The 18,166-nt window shown below is 63.6% G+C and carries 12 protein-coding genes and 1 tRNA gene; 6 read left to right on the top strand and 7 right to left on the bottom strand.

Translation table 11 applies throughout. From position 1 onward, the window contains the following. Positions 1-14 precede the first annotated feature (14 nt). Positions 15-91, bottom strand: a tRNA-Arg gene (locus BJI69_RS08915). Positions 92-146: 55 nt separating this feature from the next. Then, the gene (locus BJI69_RS08910) at positions 147-1,055 is read right to left on the bottom strand and encodes a LytTR family DNA-binding domain-containing protein (RefSeq protein ID WP_046968309.1); all 909 of its coding nucleotides are present in this window, start codon (positions 1,053-1,055) and stop codon (positions 147-149) included. 157 nt (positions 1,056-1,212) lie between these two features. On the opposite strand from BJI69_RS08910, the gene BJI69_RS08905 reads away from it, so the two are divergent. After that, positions 1,213-2,469: an acyltransferase family protein gene (locus BJI69_RS08905; RefSeq protein WP_046968308.1), complete on the top strand. Its 1,257-nt coding sequence runs from the start codon at positions 1,213-1,215 to the stop codon at positions 2,467-2,469. A gap of 95 nt (positions 2,470-2,564) precedes the next feature. Here BJI69_RS08905 and BJI69_RS08900 read toward each other — a convergent pair whose 3' ends face one another. After that, positions 2,565-4,460 carry a M61 family metallopeptidase gene (locus tag BJI69_RS08900; protein WP_046968307.1) on the bottom strand — a complete coding sequence of 632 codons (1,896 nt, stop codon included), beginning with the start codon at positions 4,458-4,460 and terminating at the stop codon, positions 2,565-2,567. A 334-nt stretch (positions 4,461-4,794) separates the two neighbouring features. Here BJI69_RS08900 and BJI69_RS08895 point away from each other — a divergent pair, with 334 nt between their 5' ends. Further along, the gene (locus BJI69_RS08895) at positions 4,795-5,457 is read left to right on the top strand and encodes an outer membrane protein (protein ID WP_046968306.1); all 663 of its coding nucleotides are present in this window, start codon (positions 4,795-4,797) and stop codon (positions 5,455-5,457) included. 66 nt (positions 5,458-5,523) lie between these two features. On the opposite strand, the gene BJI69_RS08890 is transcribed toward BJI69_RS08895, so the two are convergent. After that, positions 5,524-6,228, bottom strand: coding sequence for a glutathione S-transferase N-terminal domain-containing protein (locus tag BJI69_RS08890; protein WP_046968305.1), 705 nt, complete (start codon positions 6,226-6,228; stop codon positions 5,524-5,526). 227 nt (positions 6,229-6,455) lie between these two features. On the opposite strand from BJI69_RS08890, the gene BJI69_RS08885 reads away from it, so the two are divergent. Continuing rightward, positions 6,456-7,589 carry a zinc metalloprotease gene (locus tag BJI69_RS08885; RefSeq protein WP_052767250.1) on the top strand — a complete coding sequence of 378 codons (1,134 nt, stop codon included), beginning with the start codon at positions 6,456-6,458 and terminating at the stop codon, positions 7,587-7,589. A gap of 296 nt (positions 7,590-7,885) precedes the next feature. Further along, entirely contained in the window at positions 7,886-8,521 is a 636-nt protein-coding gene (locus BJI69_RS08880) for a porin family protein (RefSeq protein WP_046968304.1), read from the top strand. Positions 8,522-8,570: 49 nt separating this feature from the next. Here BJI69_RS08880 and BJI69_RS08875 read toward each other — a convergent pair whose 3' ends face one another. The 3 genes from BJI69_RS08875 to BJI69_RS08865 all read right to left on the bottom strand — a co-directional run bounded on the left by BJI69_RS08875 (position 8,571) and on the right by BJI69_RS08865 (position 13,575). Beyond that, positions 8,571-10,079: an amino acid permease gene (locus BJI69_RS08875; RefSeq protein ID WP_046968303.1), complete on the bottom strand. Its 1,509-nt coding sequence runs from the start codon at positions 10,077-10,079 to the stop codon at positions 8,571-8,573. 68 nt (positions 10,080-10,147) lie between these two features. After that, complete coding sequence (locus BJI69_RS08870) at positions 10,148-11,188, bottom strand: glycerophosphodiester phosphodiesterase (protein WP_046968302.1); 1,041 nt, start codon at positions 11,186-11,188, stop codon at positions 10,148-10,150. Between the two features lie 86 nt (positions 11,189-11,274). Then, positions 11,275-13,575, bottom strand: coding sequence for a TonB-dependent receptor (locus BJI69_RS08865; protein WP_046968350.1), 2,301 nt, complete (start codon positions 13,573-13,575; stop codon positions 11,275-11,277). Positions 13,576-13,758: 183 nt separating this feature from the next. On the opposite strand from BJI69_RS08865, the gene BJI69_RS08860 reads away from it, so the two are divergent. Together BJI69_RS08860 and BJI69_RS08855 are read left to right on the top strand one after the other, a co-directional pair. Then, positions 13,759-15,681, top strand: coding sequence for an alkaline phosphatase family protein (locus tag BJI69_RS08860; RefSeq protein ID WP_052767249.1), 1,923 nt, complete (start codon positions 13,759-13,761; stop codon positions 15,679-15,681). Positions 15,682-15,840: 159 nt separating this feature from the next. Further along, entirely contained in the window at positions 15,841-17,832 is a 1,992-nt protein-coding gene (locus BJI69_RS08855; RefSeq protein WP_046968301.1) for a bifunctional 2',3'-cyclic-nucleotide 2'-phosphodiesterase/3'-nucleotidase, read from the top strand. Positions 17,833-18,166 lie beyond the last annotated feature (334 nt).

Raw genomic sequence — 18,166 nt, 5'->3', positions numbered from 1 at the left:
GCCTTGGGAGAAGATGGTGCGCCCGGAGGGATTCGAACCCCCGACCAATGGCTTCGGAAGCCACTACTCTATCCGGCTGAGCTACGAGCGCGTCTTGCAGGTCCGGGATTGTAGCCGAATGACCGTGGGCGGCCTAGCCTGAGCCGTCAGGCTCGGGCCAGTGCGGGTTCGGCGCCTGCCGCGGCGGCGCGAAGGCTTTCCCTGTAGCGCCGGCTACACGGCAGGACGGTGCCGTCCGTCATGTGGAGGCGGGCATCGCCTGCATCGAGCGGCTCGATGGCGGTCACCTGCGCCAGCTGGACCAGATAGCTCCGGTGCGCCCTGACGAACACGGCCGGATCCAGCCGCGTCTCCAGCGCCGCGAGCGTGCTGCGCAGCGGATAGTCCCGGCCGCGTACCCGCAGGTTGACGTAGTTGCCCGCCGACTGGACCCACTCGATGTCGGCCGTGGCGACGAGGAAATCCCGCCCCAGCTTGCGAACGAGGAAGCGCTCCGGGCGGTCGACGGCCTCCACCGGCGGCCCCTCGTCGGGGACGTCGAGGAGGCTGGCTTCGCCCTTTATGTGCCGCCCGAACCATTCGACCATGTGGCCGACGGCGACGATCAGGAAGAATGTCCGGACATCCTTCAGGTACTCGTAGACCGCCTGCGTGGTCCACGGGCCCGGCTCGTATCTCGACCCAAAGCTCCCATAGACGAGGATCCGGATCAGATCCATGCCGACCACGTGGACGGCGGAGTACGCCACGCTACCCAGGAAGTACAAAGGCAAGCGCCGACGCCACGTATCCGCGTGCAAGGGCCAGCGGTCGCAGGCCCACAACAGGAAGGGCAGGATGAACAGGCCGATGGTGATGCTGCTGAATTCGTTGGTGGCGATCTGCCAGGTCGGCGCCGCGATGTTGTAGCGGATCGCGTCCATCCGGCTGGTCATCGTGTTGCCGATGGCCGCCGTGACGAAGACCAGCAACCAGAAACCGATCATCAGCCAACGACGGCGTCGATGGGCCTGGTCCAGTTCCTTACCGGGGGGTATCGGGGCGGTCGCTTCCATGCGGGGAATCATAGCGTCGTCACGGTGGTCCGTTAGGAAAACCATCCCCACCGTCCCACAGTTCGTCCCTAAAAGCTTTGTTTTCGGCCCTTCGCGATGGTGCCGGCCCGTCCCGAAGCCAATCCTGTCGCCAGCCTTCACGACAGGATGCACGGCCATGAGCACGACCCGCCGCCACGACATCGATGCCTTGCGCATCTTCGCCTTCGCACTACTGATCCTGTATCACACGGGCATGGCCTACGTTGTCGGCTGGGACTTCCACATCAAGAGCGCGTACACGGCCGAGTGGCTGCAGTGGCCGATGCTCTTCGTGAACCGCTGGCGGATGTCCCTGTTGTTCCTGATCTCCGGCGCAGCGATCGCCCTAGCCGCGCCCGAAGGTCGCCTCTGGCGATTCGCGAGGGAGCGCACCTGGCGACTGATGCTGCCGCTGATCTTCGGCATGTTCGTGGTGGTGCCCATCCAGCCGTACTGTGAAGGCGTCGCCAACGGTCACCTGACCCCGGGGTTCTGGAACTTCCTGGTCAGTTACTGGCACGTCCACCCCTGGCCGAAGGACAGCTTCGGCGGGTGGCAGTACGGCATCACCTGGAACCACCTCTGGTACCTGCCCTACCTGTGGACATACACGCTGTGTCTCGTCGCCTTGATGCCCCTGCTGGGGTTGGCCCGGGTGCGCACCGGCGTCGCCGCCTTCTGCCGTGCGCCGACCTGGGTCATGATCGTCGCACCGGCCGCGCTTCTCGAGTTTTATGTCCTGACGCTGGATCCGTTTTTCCCGGCAACGAATGCTTTCGTCGGTGACTGGTACCAGCATGCCAAGTACGCGACGATCTTCCTCGGCGGCTACCTGCTTGCCCGTGAGGCCGGGTTCTGGACTCGCGTCGTGGCGATACGCAAGGCGACCCTGGTGACGGCCGGCGTGGCGATCGCGGTCTACATGGGCCTGCGGCTGGCCGGGCACCTGGTCACCGCCGATTCCTGGGTGCACCGCGTACCGGACGCGTTCTGGGACAGGCTGACGGAGGTGTCGCATTGCCTGTACCTGTGGACCGCCCTGCTGACGATTCTCGGCTGGGGCAAGGCCTTCCTCGATCGTCCCTTCCGGTGGCTACCGTACTGCACCGAGGCGGTGTATCCCTGGTACATGCTGCACCAGAGCCTGATCATCCTGCTGGTGTTCTGGCTGAAGCCGATGTCTCTGGGGCCGTGGCTGGAACCCGCGCTGGTGGTGAGCGGAACCGTTGCCGGCTGCTACGTGCTGCACGAGTTCGTGATCCGCCGCGTGGCGTTCATCCGGCCGCTGTTCGGATTGAAAGCGGCGAAGCGCGTGCCCGGTACCGCTGTTGTGCGAGCCGATTCATCTGTGGGAGCCGATTCATCGGCGATGGGTGCTCGCGAAGGCGCCTGAAAGCATCGCCGCTGAAGCGGCTCCCACAAAGTCAGGGGTATCGCCGATAAATCGGCTCCTACAGTAAGAGAAAGGGCCCTTGCGGGCCCTTCGTCTTATTTTGCCTTGTACAGCTCGCCCAGCCAGTCGGGCTTGCTCTTGTCGCGTTCCAGATGGGGATACATCAGGCCGTCGTGGTAGTCGACGTTGATCGTCTTGTACTGGTCGAAGTTCTTGACCAGCAGCTGGATCGGCGCCTTGCTCGTCTTCGCATCGGTGACGGCGTCCTTCAGCACGTCGCCGGAGAACTCCTTGCTGTTCACCGCGATGATGTGCATGCCCGGCGAGAGGCCGGCCTTGAACGCCGGACCATCCCAGCGCACGTCGGAGATATCACCCTTCGACGACACGGCGAAGCCTGCCGAGTAGGTCAGGTCGGTCATCATGCGGCGCGTTTCGAAGCCCTTGATCGCGTCGGAAGGCTTGTCGTTGTAGACCAGCTTCCAGCCGCCACGCTCGATGCCTTCGATGTCGCCCTTATGCCCATCGACGCGGTCGCGCAGGTAGGTCGCCCAGTCGTACGGCGCAATGCCATTGAGGGTCGAGACCACTTCTTCGAACGTATACGGATTGACCTTCCAGTCGCCGTCCTTCATGCCGAAGAACGCCTTGGCGAAATCGTCCAGGTTGCGCTTGTTCTTGGTCAGCTCGCGCAGCCGGGTGTCGACATCGAGCCAGATCATCTGGCCGCCCTGGTAATAGTCTTCGCTCATCTGGTAATTGCGATACGAGAGCGGGCGACGCTGGGCAATGGTCGGATCGTTGGTGGTGTCTTCGATGGTGCGCCACGACAGGCCGGGGCGACCCTTGTCGTACGTCGCGGCGACGAAGGCGAGCAGGTCGCGCGCCTGGTCCTGGGTCACGAGACCCGAGCGCGCAGCGACGACGTTGCCCCAGAACTGCGTCTGGCCTTCATAGACCCACAGCAGGCTGTTGCCCATCGGCACGTTGAAGCTCGGCGTGGCCAGATCGGCACCACGACGGTACTTGCCGTCCCAGGAATGGTTGTACTCGTGGGCGAGGAGATCGCGACCGAGCCAGTTCTTGTCCCACTCGGTGAAGTAGCCCGGGGCGGCGCTATTTTCCGAGGAGCGATGGTGTTCCAGGCCGATACCGCCGAGCTTGTCGGTCAGCGCGAGCAGGAAGTCGTAGTGATTGTAGTGACGCGCACCGTAGAGCTTGTCCATCTGCTGGACGAGCTTGCGATGAATTTCCAGCGCTTCCGGCTTGATCTCGAGCGACTTGGCGTTGTCGGCCACGATGTTCAGGTGTACCGGCGAGCGGCCGTTCGGATCGAGGTCGACGCGCTTGAAATAGCGGCCGGCGAAGATCGGCGAGTCGACGAGGTCGTCGTAGTTGATCGTCTTGAAGTTGACCGTGTCGCCACTCTTGCTCGCTTCTTCCAGCGCGCTGCCGTACTGGAAACCAGCCGGGAGCGTCACGCTCGCGTCGACCTGGACGCGGTCGGCGCGGTAGCCCGCCGGATACAGCGATACCTGGTTCCACTCGACATTGACGATGTCCGGCGTCATGACGATGCGACCCTGGCGGGTGTCCTGCGGGGTCAGCGTCTGGAATTCGACATCGACGGAGGAGGCGCCTGCCGGCACGTCCACATGAAAGGCGTAGACGTTGAATTCGTCACGCTTCCATTCGATGCGTTTGCCGCCCGAGGTCACGACGAGACCAGCAAACTGGTCGATCGGGCCAGTCGGCGAATGGTGGCCCGGGATCCACTGCGGGAACAGCAGGGTCAATGGACCCGCCTGCGCAGGAATGGTCTCGCGGACGCGCAGGACGCGGTGATCGAGATCGGTCGCATCGACTGCGAGCTTGAGGGTGCCGTTATAAGCAATGTCCTGCGGAGCGGGGACATCATCCGCATGGACAGCCGTCGCGCCAACGCCGGCGAGTGCCGCCAGCAGCGCGGAGGCAAGAAGGGTGGATTTCACTGAGTTCTCCCGTGGAACGTGTGGGTCGCCCGGCCATCCATGCGAGCGGGTCGGCGCGAGCCCCTGCGGTTCGCGCAAGCCTTCGATGCTAAACGCCGGGGGCCGGGGTTCCCCATGCCAGAGGTCACGGACGAAGCGCAGCACCCTGTCACAAGGCAACGGTAAGGCGATGGTTTGACGACGTCATTTACCTTAGACCGCAATAACTTGCGACTCGGAAGCAAGTCAAAAAGTACTTGGCGTGGAAAGTTAAAAGATCGTAATATCGCGCGGCCAGTAAAGGGGCCGCCCGGCGAAGGGGCCGGTGCGCACTATCAGGAACACAGGGATCCTCATGGAAAAGCTTCTCCTCACGGCAGCCGCGGCTGCCGCACTTTCGTTTGCTTCGTTCGGTGCCCAGGCTTCCAGCGAAGGTACCTTCATCGGTATCAATGGCGGTCGTACCAACTACGACATCAGCCACTCCGATTTCCACGACAAGACCGATACCGCCTTCGGCGCGGTGGTCGGCTATCGCTGGGCGGTGGATCGTCCGTTCTACCTCGGCGTTGAAGCCGGTTATGTGGACCTGGGCAAGATCACGAGCAAGTACGACGAGACGGAATCGTTCGGTACCGGCGCAAACGCTCCCGTCGCCACCTTCCACGAAAAGGACGAGCTCAAGGGTCGTGCCATTCTCGTTGGCGCCAACGGCAAGTGGGAGCTTCCGCACCATTGGACGATCACGGCTCGTCTGGGCCTTGCGCATTCGCACACGTCCTACGATGCGAAGTACAACCAGAAGTTCAACGGCGAGCTTGTCCAGAGCGAATCGTTCCACGACTCCTCGAATGACAACGGCATCTACGCCGGCGTCGGCTTCGGCTATGACTTCACGAAGAACTTCGGCGTGACGGTCAACTACGATAACTACTCGCTGAAGGCGCAGGGCATCACCGATGACAAGCGCACGGTGAATGTTGGCGTCTGGGGCGCGGCGGCAGAAGTCCGCTTCTGATCCATCCTGATCTGTACGATCGAAAACGGCCGCTTTCGCGGCCGTTTTCTTGTGCATCCGATTCGGTCAGGTACGCGACGGGATCTTCAGCCCTCGCTCCACGCCAGGTCGCGAGGTGCCGCGTTCGAGCCAGGCAATGACATTCTGGAAGTCATCGAACCCAACGAGCTCACGTGCACCGTAGAACGTCACCAGATTGTTGACCCAGCCCAGCGTGGCGATGTCGGCGATGGTGTATTCGTCGCCAACGATCCACTGGCGGCCGTCGAGACGACGATCCAGTACACCAAGAAGACGCTTCGACTCATCCACATAGCGCTGCAGCGGACGCTTGTCCTCGAACTCCTTGCCGGCAAACTTGTGGAAGAAACCCACCTGGCCGAACATCGGACCGATCGCGGCCATCTGGAAGAACACCCACTGGATGGTTTCCCAGCGCTTCGCCGCATCCGCCGGAATGAACTTCCCGGTCTTCTCCGCAAGGTAGAGCAGGATCGCACCGGATTCGAAAAGACCGATCGGCTTACCGCCGGGACCATTCGGATCGATCATTGCCGGGATCTTGCCGTTCGGGTTGAGCGACTCGAATTCGGGCGTCTTGTTCTCGTTCTTCATGATGTCGACGAGGTGAACCTCGTACGGCAACCCGAGCTCCTCGAGCAGGATCGAGGTCTTGACCCCATTGGGTGTCGGCAGCGAGTAGAGCTGGATACGGTCGGGGTGCGCGGCAGGCCAGCGCGAGGTAATGGGGAACGTGGAGAGATCTGACATGTTGCCTTTCCTTCGGGCCGTGAGCTTCGAAGGTAGGTCGTCGGCGAACGGTATTCAATGGGCCGACCGAAAAGCACGCGCCTTCCGATGCTCCGATCATGACTGTAAGCGCCGAGCGTGAGCGCACTTAAGCCAGCCCTCGAAGCCCTCCGGCACGATATCGTCCGCGGCCCTTCCTTCCTGGAGGACGGTCATTCACGCCGGACTCTCATCGAATCGTCACGCTCATGACAACCTCATCACCCTCCTCCTACCCGTATGCCTTTCTGTTTTCGCTCGCCTTCGGTGCCCTCATCCCGCTGGTCTCGACGGCATCAAACGCACGCCCGGCGAACGCCATCGAGCTATTCGACCAGGCCGTGGCTCGCGGCCTGCCGCAAACCATCGTGCTTCCCGTGCCGGCCGAGAACGCGCGCGACCATCCCGACCTGGGCGAAGGGCTTCTCCTCATCGAATCACCCCTCGATGTCACGATCCGCTTCCCCGGGGAAGTGAGCGACAAGGCGGAAGGCACGCTGTATGTCGCAACATGGCAGGGTAAACCGGCCGCCGCCACGCGGACCGGCAATCATCTGGATATCAGCGTGCGACATCCCGACACCATCGAAGTCATCGGCTTCAGCAAGGGCACCGAAGGAAGTCATCGCGTGGAGGCTGGCTTGTCCCATGGCGAGATACGAGCGCGAACGATGATCATGCCGCGCTACACGGCAGCAGAGCGCGTCGCAACCAGGCCACGCCATCTGCGGGAGCGACCGACCATCGTCTTCTGGCTCTTCCTCCATGACGACACGCTTGGCATGACACGGCAGCATATCCACGCCAGCTACCTGGCCTGGTGGCTCGCCGACATGAAGCGAGTACTGCCGACCCACCGGCTATGGGCGATCTACAGCCAGCAGATCGCCGGGGTGACCGACCTACCTTATGGACACGGGGAGTCACTCGTCGACTGGACAAACGCCATCGATGCTTACGCGAAGCGGGAAAGTCTTCCCAAGATACGCGGCGAACTCGAATACAAGTTCATGTTGGTGACGAACGATGAAGTAGCACCTGGCATCTCGGGACTCGCATGGCTTGGCGGTGACCAGGCCATCGCCTCGCTGAAGGGACGTTTCACGATCATCGCCCACGAGTATGGGCATACCCTCAACGCCAACCACGACGTCGCCGAAGTGAGTTGGTCCTCCGGGTGGCCGTGTGAAACGAACCTCACGTCCGACACCAGTTCATTGCGGGCAAACTGCTACCGCTATTCGGCGACGAACGAGCGGCGCATGCGTGCGTATGCGGCGAACGAATGGACCGTGCCGGTCCGCCCCGACCCACCCGACATCCCACTCCGTGCCGTCGAGTGAACGGGCGCACTGCGCTGATTTCGTGTAGGTGCCCCTGCGAACTCGTCTCGGCAATGGCCGCGACGACGAGTAGGGGTTTGACGCTACAACTTGTGCGTCCAGGACTGGGCTAGCGTTGAGTACAGCCCGGAGACCGCGCCGCACGGTGGACTACTCGTCGTCCACCCACCCTCTAGGCGAAGAGGGTGGGCATGCCCGCACGGCGCCCACGCGACCGATCGCACGTAGACTTTCGGTACCCCACGGGGTCATCGGCATCGATGCCGGTGCGTCATCCAACCACATAGGGATTTGTCATGAAAAGGACCGTGTTCGCGACAGCAGTCGCACTCTCGCTCAGCCTCGTTTCAGTCGCCGCCACCGCCAGCTCGAGCGGCGCCTTCGTACGCTTCGAAGGCGCCAGGGCGAATTACGACATCGACAGCGCACAGCACGACGGCAAGTCCGCTCGCGCCTTCGGTGTCACTGCGGGTTATCGCTGGCAGCTCTCGAAGCCGCTCGCATTCGGTATCGAGGCCGGCTACATGAACCTCGGCACGGTGAAGGATCAGTTCGACGGTGTCCTGTACAAGGACAACGGGAGTCGCCAGGCTGTCACCATCCGTAGCGAACTCGGCACGCGCAGCTTCCTTTTCGGCCCGACGGTCCGCTGGAACATGAGCCCGGCCTGGTCACTGACGGGGCGTCTTGGCATCGCCCACGCACGCACGCGTGTGGTCGATCGGATCGATGCTGGCGGCACGTCGAGGTCTCACCGGAACACGCTCGTCCGGAACACCGCATATGCCGGAGTCGGCGTCGGCTATGCCGTGACGTCGAACATCGACCTCGGCCTGAACGTGACCCACTATTCGGCGAGCGGACGAGGCTACTCGGTGAACGAGGACGTGAATACCAATGTGGTGGGCGCCAGCGTCGAAGTGAGGTTCTGAACGCGAGGGGGCGGTCGCGCTGGGCGACCGCTCCCTCGCACCCGCCGAATCAGTTCGTGCGGTTGAGCTTGCTGTGCTTCACGCCGTAGGTGAAGTAAACGATCAACCCGATCGCCATCCAGATGGCGAAGCGCTCGAAGGTGATCCACGGCAGGCCCCAGATCAGCGCCAGCGAGAACAGGATGCCCAGCGGGGCGACGAACCACACGGCCGGTGTCTTGAACTTCCGTTCGAGGTCCGGCTTGCGCACGCGCAGTACGAGCACGGACGCACAGATGAGGATGAACGCGCTCAGCGTCCCGATGTTCACCAGCTCGGCCACCTCGCCGATCGGCAACAGGCCAGCGACCACAGCCGTGAAGATGCCAAGGATCATGGTCGGGCGTGCGGGCGTTCCGAAGCGCGGATGCACGCGGGCGAACCAGGCGGGAAGGAGCCCGTCGCGCGACAACGCAAACCAGATGCGCGCCGCGCCCAGCATGAAGGCGAACAGCACACTGATGACGCCGATGACGGCGGCGACGGCGATGACATTGCTCAGCCACGGCAAACCGATGGCGTTGAAGGCGTCGGAGACCGACGCCTCACCGTTGAGCGTGCCGTAGGGAACGATGCCGGTGAGCACCAGGGATACCGCGATATAGAGCACCATGGCTACCGCCAGCGACAGCAGCACCGCGCGCGGAAGATCGCGCTGCGGGTTCTTCGCTTCCTCGGCAGCCGTGGTGAGCGTGTCATAACCGAACACCGCGAAGAACACGACGCTCGCCCCGGTCAGCACGCCCTGCCAGCCGAAGTGGCCCATGCCCTTGGCATCGAACACGCGCTCGGGGATGAACGGGTGCCAGTTGGCCGTATTGATGTAGAACGCGCCGACGCCGATCACCAGCGCCACGCCGATCACCTTGATACCGACGATGACCGTATTGAGGCGAGCGCCCCACTCTGTCTTGACGGAGAGCAGGATCGCGACGAACAGCGAGATGCCGGCGGCGATGATGTTGAATCGATGTCCATCCGTCGGAGCGGCGACGGGATGGGCGACGGTTACGCCCAACGACCCGATGGCCTGCTGCCAGTAGTACGCCATGGTGTCGGCGCTCATGCTCTTCTGCGCCCACTCGGGCAGGTGCACGCCTGCGGAAGACAGTAAGACCTGCACGTAACCGGACCAGCCGATGGCGACGACCGCGACCACCAGCGCATATTCGAGCAGCAGGTCCCAGCCGATGATCCACGCCGCGCCTTCGCCGAGTACGGCGTAGCCGTAGGTGTACGCGCTGCCGGTGACCGGAATCAGGCCGGCGAACTCGGCGTAGCAGAGCGCGGCGCAGGCGCTGCCCAGGCCGGCGATGATGAAGCTGAGCGCGACGGCAGGGCCGGCATTGAGTGCCGCCTGCTGGCCGGCGAGCACGAAGATGCCCACGCCGATGATGCCGCCGATGCCGATGGCGGTGAGCTGCCACAGACCGAGCACCCGCCTGAAGTCCTTGCGCTGGCCCACCTCGGCCTGCAGTTGCTCGACGGACTTGTGGCGGAGGAACTTGGCTAACGACATCGGGGGATCCCTGGAGCTGGCTGAGCCGGGATCATAGCGGTGTGGCCGGAGCCTGTCGTCTTTGGGAGCTATTTGCCGTCGAGCGCCCTGCGGCCCAGGGCGGGATCGTCGGTGAAGAAAGCATCGATACCGGTGGCCAGGTACGCCCGGATCTCCGCCACGGAACCCGCCTCGTTGCGCGCGGCATCGCCGGCCTCGTTACGGAAATCCGCAGCCAGGAAGTGGTTCTCCGGCCGGAAGGTGTACGGGTGGACCTCGAGGCCCGCCGCATGCGCGTCATGGACCAGCGGAGCCACTGGCGCAAGCCGGCCATCCTTGCCCAGCGGGATGATGCTGCGCGTCGAGGGCCCGATGGCGTCGGCATAGGCGGCGATCGCCTTGAGCCCCTTCGGCGTCATCATCGCGCCGTAGGTCGTCCCGGCGTCGTCGGCCGGGTGCGCCGCAGGGTCGTCGATCAGCTGGAGCAGGCGGATATTCGGATGCGCTTTGCCGAGCTTGCCACGCAGGTACTTCAGGTTGCCGATCTCGAAGGACTGTATCTCGATCGGTGCGGACCGCGTATAGGCGTGCGCAGCGAGGGTAGCCAGCAGCTTGTCTTCCATCGGCAGGCCTACGCCGTGGAAATACGTGGCGTGCTTGATCTCGGGAATGATGCCGATGACCCGCCCGCGAGCCGACGACTCCGCAGCGACGAACTCGATCATCTCGTCGAAGGTCGGTACGCTGAACTGGCCATCGAACGCGGTATTGGCCTTGCGGATATCAGCCAGGCGCTCGCGGGCCCGCAGGGTTTTCAGCTCGGCGAGGGTGAAGTCCTCGGTGAACCAGCCGGTGATCTGGACGCCATCGACCGTCTTCGTCGTGCGCCGCCCGGCAAATTCCGGATGCGCCGCCACGTCGGTCGTGCCGCCGATCTCGTTTTCATGGCGGATCACCAGCACCCCGTCCTTCGTCGAGACCAGGTCGGGCTCGACGAAATCGGCACCGTCCTGGATCGCCACGGCGTAGGAGGCGAGCGTGTGCTCCGGGCGCAGCGCGCTGGCACCGCGATGGCCTATGACCAGGACCTTCGCGGCAAGCGGCTTCGCCGGTGCGGCATGCGTGGACATCGAAAACACTCCGAGCGCCAGGACGAGAGCGCACGAGGATAGGGCAAACGAGGCGCGTGCATGCGAGCCGCTTGTTCTGGCCATCATCAGAAATCCGCCGTCAGGGTGACGAAGCTCTGGCGCGGGGCGCTGGCATGGAAGGCAAGCGCACGGCCGTTCGGATCCGTGGCCGCGAAAGCGGTCAGGTTGGTCGCATAGCGGTGATCGGTGAGGTTCGTGATGTTGAGAGCCAGGGTGAGTGCCTTGAGGCTGGCGATCGGACCGAAGTTGTAGCTCGCGCCGAAGTCGAAGGCCGTGGCGCCGGCAACGCTCTGGTCGTTCGTATACGTGTAATAGCGCTTGCCCGTGTACTTGCCCTGCAGGCTGGCCGACCACGGACCGTAGGTATAGCTGATTTCGCTGGCGAACATCCGCTTGGGCGTATCGACCGTGGTCTTGTCCTTCACCGGCACGACCTGTCCGTTGGCAATGTAGTTGTCGTCGTACTTCGAGCGATTGAACGAGGCCGAGTTGTACCACTGGAAGCCACGGATGGGTTTCCAGATAAAGGTGAACTCCGCACCGCGGCTGCTGACCGAGCCCACGTTGACAAAGGCCGTATTGCATTCGGGACGCGTGCCCTGTTCGATGCTCGGGCAGGGATTGAGCGAAAGCAGGCGGTTGTCGAACTTCACGTCGTAGAGGGCGACGGACGCCTCGTACCACGCACCGACACTACGGAAGCCACCGTCGATGCTGCGCGATTCCTCCGGCTTCAGGCTGGACTTGGTACCGTTGAACGCGGCCTGCGATACGGAGAGTGGGCCACCCGCACCACCGCCCTGGAAGGCAGCGATGTTCTTGGCATAGGACAGGAACAGCTCCTGGCCGGGCGCCAGCTGATAGGCCAGGCCCGCCTGGGGCAGGAAGGACTTCTCGGCCTTCAGCGTACCGTTGGCGTACGGACTCTCCACACCGGGCAGTTCGCGCGCGGTCATGGTGGTGTGGGGGCTCTTCACGCCAACGTCGACACTGAGTCGATCGTCGAACGCCTTGAAGCTGTCCTGCAGGTAGGCCTGCTTGGTCGTGATCACGTAGTCCTGGGCGAACAGGCGACGATTCGGGTCGGACAGATAGCGGTCGTCGCTCACCGGGCCGTCGATGTAGTAGAAGTTACGCTCGACGTGGTGGTCGTTCTTTTCGTACCAGATGCCGCCTTCGACATGATGGCCGCCGAGATCCCACGCCAGCGACGCGATCGCGCCGTTACGGTTGATCGTGTAGTTGGTGCTGCGGATTGAGATCGGCAGTTCCTGCGCGGTACCCGGATACGATTTCTGGCCTGGCGACCACCAGTGACCCTGGCCAGCGTCCTCATGGTGGTAAACCTGCGTATGCAACGTGCCGGCATCGGACACGGTGAAGTCGCCGGCCAGGTAGTACAGATCGTCGCTACGCAGGGCGCGGCTCTGGTAATACGCATCGTCGATATTGTCGACGCCACCGGAGAAGCCGCAACGCGGATCGCTCACGCCACCCTTGGTGTAGGCAGGCGCGCAATACGCTGCCGCCAACGCGCGCTTCCAGTCGGGCGCATAGAGATTCCAGTCCCAACCGAGGCCCCGCTGCATGCCACTCTTGGAGAGATACGCATAATCCGCCTGGCTGGTGCGCGAGGTGTCGGCGAAACCGGTGATGCGATTGCCTTCGCCGAACTCGTAGACGGCCTTGCCGTTGAACTGCTTGGTGTTGGTCGGTGAGTTGGGGTTGGCCCACATGTCCGCGTCGGTGTGCGCGCCGGACAGGTACATCGAGAAGCCCTTGTAATCGCCGGTATCGATGCGCGCATAGCTGCGACGGTTATGGTCGCTGCCGAAGGTCTGCGCGACCTTGCCGCCAAAGGTCTTCGCCGGATCCGACGAGAAATACTGGATCGCGCCGCCGAGGTTGCTGGTCGATGCGGTGCCGAGCGCACCGATACCTTCGGACAGCTCCACCGTGGCCATGTTCTCGGCGATCAGGGCGCGCGAGATGTTCAGGCCGTTGTAGTTGCCATAGGCGTTATCGCCCAGCGGCAGGCCATCCAGCGTGTAGCCCAGGCGGGTCGTGTTGAAACCGCGCAAGGTGATCGTCTGCGACTCTTCGTTGGCGCCGAAGGCATCGTTGGACTGTACGGAGACGCCAGGCAGCCGGTTCAGGATCTTCTGCGGGCTGGTACCCGGCGGCAGGATCGCCTGGTCGGCGGGCGTGATGCGCTGCACCTGTCGTGTCTCGCCCTGGCCGATCACCGACACGCCTTCGAGTTGCTGTGCCTGGTCGGCGGTGGCGGGCGGCGGTACGTCCTCGGCATGGGCCTGGAGGGCCATGGCGGAGGCAAGGGCGAGGAACAGGGTACGGCGGGAAAGCATCATCGACAGGGAGCTCGTCGTGGGGGAAGCCGACTAGCCTGCGATGGCGACATGTATGTTTTCTTACGAAACGATGTGATTCTTGCGATGGGGTGACGTGCGTCGCACTTAACGAGGCGCCGTCCCGGAACTGAAACACGTCGTCGTCAACATGCTCACCTTTTATCCTCACGGAAACCTGTCATGCGTCGACTCGCCACACTGGCCACCCTCCTCCTTGCGGCGGTCACCGTGGATGCCCACGCGCATCGGGTCATCGTCTTCGTCTGGGACGGTATGCGGCCGGATGCGATCAGCGAGGACGACACGCCCAACCTGGCCAGGCTGGCGAAACAAGGCACGTTCTTCGCGGACAACCACGCGACCTACCCCACCTTCACCATGATCAACGCGTCGAGCTTCGCCACCGGCTCGTTCCCGGGGACGATCGGCTTCTTCGGCAACCGTTTCTGGGCGCCGGGCGCCACGGGCTTCGACGCCAAGGGTGCGCCGAGCGATTACAACGCACCGATCTATACGGAGGATTACGCCGTCCTTCGCGCCCTCGACGATCATTGGCAGCACGACCTGCTGCAGGCGCCGACGCTACTCGAACGCGCACGCAAGGCCGGCCTGAAGACCGCGGTGGTCGGCAAGTCCGGACCCGCGTTCATGCAGGACATCCACGAGGGCGGCGTCATCCTCGACGAGAACGTGGCACTGCCGCTGGCTTTCGCCAGGCGCCTGACCAAGGCGGGTCTGCCACTCCCCGCAAACACCGTTCACGCCTACGACGCGGATCGCTTCCAGCTCGAGCCCGACAACGGGACGCCGACCGCGCCGTTGCCCCTGGTCACCTTGAAGGACGGCGTGACCTCCGACGCGTCCGATGCGGCGGGTGCACCGCCGACCGTCGCCAACGCGTACCTGATGAATGCCTTCCTGACGTACATCCTTCCGGTGGAGAAGCCGGACGTGAGCTTCGTCTGGTTGCGGAATCCCGACTCCACCGAGCACCTCTACGGCGTCGGCTCGCCGAACTTCCACCTGGCGCTGCGCGCACAGGACGAACTGCTCGGCAAGTTGCAGGCCCGCCTGAAGGAACTGGGCATGGACGCCGACACCGACCTGGTCATCGTCTCCGACCATGCGCATAGCAACGTGTCGGCGCCTGTAGAGCAGTTCCCGCTACGGACGATCTCGGATGGCCGCGTCGGCAAGCCCGATGGCGAGTGGGGCTACTCCGTATCCGGTGCGATCCGCCTGGCCGATGAAATGACCCGTGCGGGTTTCACGGCCTTCGACGGCTACGGCTGCCTCTACGTGCCCGTGATGTCCGGCATCCAGGCCGATGGTAAACCGCTGCGGCCGACGCGCTTCGACGACGACGGCAAGCTCTGTGGCAAGCCTGGTCCGTACACGACGCCGGCGTATAAGGTTCCGGCCGAGCTGCCGAAGCAGTCCTTCGTCATCGCGCCCAACGGCGGGAGCGAGTACCTCTATCAGCCCGAACACGATCGCACGCAGGTACTCAAGGCCGTGCGCTTCCTGCAGAGCCAGGAGGCTTTCGGCGCGATCTTCGTCGATGCACGCTACGGCAAGATTCCGGGCACCCTGCCGCTCGGCAGCGTGCACCTGGCGAACAAGCGCGCACCGGACATCGTGGCTAGCTACGACTTCGATGCGGACGCGACCGTGCAGGGCTTCAAGGGCACTGTCTACACCAGCATGTCGAACGAGCGCGGCATGCACGGCAGCTTCAGTCCCGTCGACGTGCACAACCTGCTGCTGGTCAGCGGCCCCGACTTCCGCAAGAACGTGCGCAGCGAGCTGCCCAGCGGCAACGTGGATCTCGCGCCCACGCTGGCAGCCGTCCTCGAGCTGGATTTCGGCAAGCCGGACGGCCGCGTGCTGCGTGAGGCGATCGAAGGTCGCAACGGCGATGGCCTCGCGGTGAGACCCGTCGACGTGACCACGGACACCGCGACCGGCCTCGACGTCCGCCAGGTCAACGGCGCGCCGATGAATCGCACCGCCTACCGCTTCGTCCTCAAGACCAAGCAGCTGAACGATAACGGCAAGGTGTACACGTACTTCGACCAGGCCAGGGCCGAACACCTGCCCTGACCAAACACGCGCTTACGGTAGGAGCCGATTCATCGGCGAAAACCAGGTCGCGGCAACCCGGCCCGCTGCCGCGGGATCGCCGATGAATCGGCTCCTACAATAGGCGCGCGTTTCTGCTAGTTTTCCGACCCGATACCTTACGTCCCACCGGATACCCCCATGCTCAAGCATCTCGCGATGGCCACGCTCTCGGCCGCCCTGCTCGCCTCCTGCGCCGGCGCGCCGAAAGACAAGACCGCCCATCCCGCCGCGATCAACGATGGTGCGACGCTGGACCTGGCCATCCTCGAGACGACCGACGTCCATTCGAACATTCTTTCGTACGACTACTACAAGCAGAAGGATGACCCGACCTTCGGCTATGAGCGCGTGGCCACGCTGATCCGGCAGGCTCGCCAGGAATTCCCGAACACCGTGCTGTTCGACAGCGGCGACACCATCCAGGGTTCCGTCCTCGCCGACTACCAGGCCATGGTCAAGCCGGTGGGGTGCGATACGGAGCTGGGCATCTACGCCGCGATGGACGCGATCGGTTACGACGGCGGAACCGCCGGCAACCACGAATTCAACTACGGCCTGCCCTTCCTTGCCCAGGTCACCAATACGGCGATGAACGTCGATGGTGTCAAGGCACAGCAGTGCGCCGGGCCGAAGTTCCCGCTGGTGCTGTCCAACGTCTACAGCGCACGTGACGGCAAGCCGATCTTCAAGCCGTGGACCATCGTGACCAAGACGGTCAACGTCACCACGGCGAAGGGCAAGGTGGTTCCGACCACGCTGAAGATCGGCATCATCGGTTTCACGCCTCCGCCCATCATGGACTGGGACAAGCACAACCTGCAGGGCAAGGTCACCGTCGACGGCGTCGTCGAGGCCGCGAACCGCTATATGCCCGAGGTGCTCGCCCAGAAGCCCGACCTGGTCGTCGCGATCCTGCACGGCGGCCTCAACACGGCACCGTACACGCCGCAGATGGAGAACGGTGGCTGGTACCTCGCCGGCGTGCCGGGCATCGATGCGCTGCTGCTCGGTCACTCGCATACCGAGTTTCCGGGGCCCCGCTACATGGACATGAAGGACGTGGACGCGAAGCGCGGCATCGTGCGTGGCGTGCCTGCCGTCATGGGTGGCTTCTTCGGCAAGGACCTCGGCGTGATCAACATGACGCTGAAACGCGAAGGTGATCGCTGGGTGGTGGAAAAGGACAAGAGCCACAGCCAGGTTCGTCCTATCTGCCCGAAGAAAAACGAATGCGTAGCCGCCGATCCGACCATCGCGCCGATCGTGAAGGAAGCTCACGAAGCCGCGATCGCTTACGTCAACACGCCCATCGGCGCGACCGACCACGATCTGTCGAGCTACTTCGCCGACGAGGGCAACATGAGCGCGATCGCCGTGGTCAACGCCGCGCAGGCCGACTACGCACGTGACGAACTGAGCCGTACCCACCCGGAGTGGAAGGACGTCCCGGTAGTCTCCGCAGCCTCGGCGTTCCGCACGGGTTTCGGTGGTCCGGACGACTACACCGATGTGCCGAAGGGCCCGATGACGATCCGCAACGCCGCGGACTTGTACTTCTACCCGAACACGCTCGCCGCGGTGAAGATCGACGGCGCCGGCGTGAAGGCATGGCTGGAGGAGTCGGCACGTCGCTTCAACCAGATCGATCCGTCGAAGGAAGGCGAGCAGCCGCTGACCGGCAAGTTCGTGGCGTACAACTTCGACCAGATGCAGGGCGGCATCACGTACACGATCGACATCACCCAGCCGGAAGGCCAGCGCATCGGCAATCTCCGCTACAAGGGCAAGCTGCTCCAGGACAGCCAGCCGGTCATCGTCGTCACCAACAGCTACCGTGCGAATGGCGGCGGCGGTTTTCCGGGCATGAATGGTGAGTCCGTCGTGCTGAACGCGCCGGACGGCAACCGTGAAGTCGTGATCAAGTGGGTGGAAGCGAAGAAAACCATCACCGCCAAGGACGTCGACAAGCGTTCGTGGAGCTTCATCCCGGTCAAGACCAAGGGCACGCTGACCTTCACCGCGGCCGCCGGCAAGGAAGACATCGCCAAAGCCCAGCACCTCGCCATCAAGCAGCTCCGCGACAACGGCGACGGCACCGCGGTCTACGCCCTGGACCTCTCCAAGCGCTAACCAAGGGAATGTGGGAGCCGATTTATCGGCGAAAGGCCAACAGAGCGATTTAGCCGGAAAGGCGATCGCCGCTGAAGCGGCTCCCACATGAAGTGGCTCCCACAATAGTGCCTGTCGGCAGCCTTGCCAGAATCCACATAGGCCATCCGGCCAGCACCGACCCGCTTGACAGCCCCGTACACGCGGGCATAACGTCGGGCTCATGCATCCCAACGCGCCAGCGCTGCGTTTCACCCCGGCCCTCCCGGCCGGCGCGCTTGCGTCCGCATCCACCACCGCGACGACAACGACAACGACCACTACCCTGGTCGGAGGATCGGAGTTCGCGCGCGCC

The sequence above is a fragment of the Luteibacter rhizovicinus DSM 16549 genome (assembly GCF_001887595.1).
Classification (GTDB): domain Bacteria; phylum Pseudomonadota; class Gammaproteobacteria; order Xanthomonadales; family Rhodanobacteraceae; genus Luteibacter; species Luteibacter rhizovicinus.
This window is presented reverse-complemented; position numbering and strand designations above follow the sequence as displayed.

Bases quoted from the DNA above. Each gene is read 5' to 3' on its own strand.
- BJI69_RS08865 (WP_046968350.1), bottom strand. From the start codon at position 13,575: ATGCTTTCCCGCCGTACCCTGTTCCTCGCCCTTGCCTCCGCCATGGCC.
- BJI69_RS08860 (WP_052767249.1), top strand. From the start codon at position 13,759: ATGCGTCGACTCGCCACACTGGCCACCCTCCTCCTTGCGGCGGTCACC.
- BJI69_RS08875 (WP_046968303.1), bottom strand. From the start codon at position 10,079: ATGTCGTTAGCCAAGTTCCTCCGCCACAAGTCCGTCGAGCAACTGCAG.
- BJI69_RS08890 (WP_046968305.1), bottom strand. From the start codon at position 6,228: ATGTCAGATCTCTCCACGTTCCCCATTACCTCGCGCTGGCCTGCCGCG.
- BJI69_RS08870 (WP_046968302.1), bottom strand. From the start codon at position 11,188: ATGTCCACGCATGCCGCACCGGCGAAGCCGCTTGCCGCGAAGGTCCTG.
- BJI69_RS08855 (WP_046968301.1), top strand. From the start codon at position 15,841: ATGCTCAAGCATCTCGCGATGGCCACGCTCTCGGCCGCCCTGCTCGCC.
- BJI69_RS08885 (WP_052767250.1), top strand. From the start codon at position 6,456: ATGACAACCTCATCACCCTCCTCCTACCCGTATGCCTTTCTGTTTTCG.
- BJI69_RS08905 (WP_046968308.1), top strand. From the start codon at position 1,213: ATGAGCACGACCCGCCGCCACGACATCGATGCCTTGCGCATCTTCGCC.
- BJI69_RS08895 (WP_046968306.1), top strand. From the start codon at position 4,795: ATGGAAAAGCTTCTCCTCACGGCAGCCGCGGCTGCCGCACTTTCGTTT.
- BJI69_RS08880 (WP_046968304.1), top strand. From the start codon at position 7,886: ATGAAAAGGACCGTGTTCGCGACAGCAGTCGCACTCTCGCTCAGCCTC.
- BJI69_RS08910 (WP_046968309.1), bottom strand. From the start codon at position 1,055: ATGGAAGCGACCGCCCCGATACCCCCCGGTAAGGAACTGGACCAGGCC.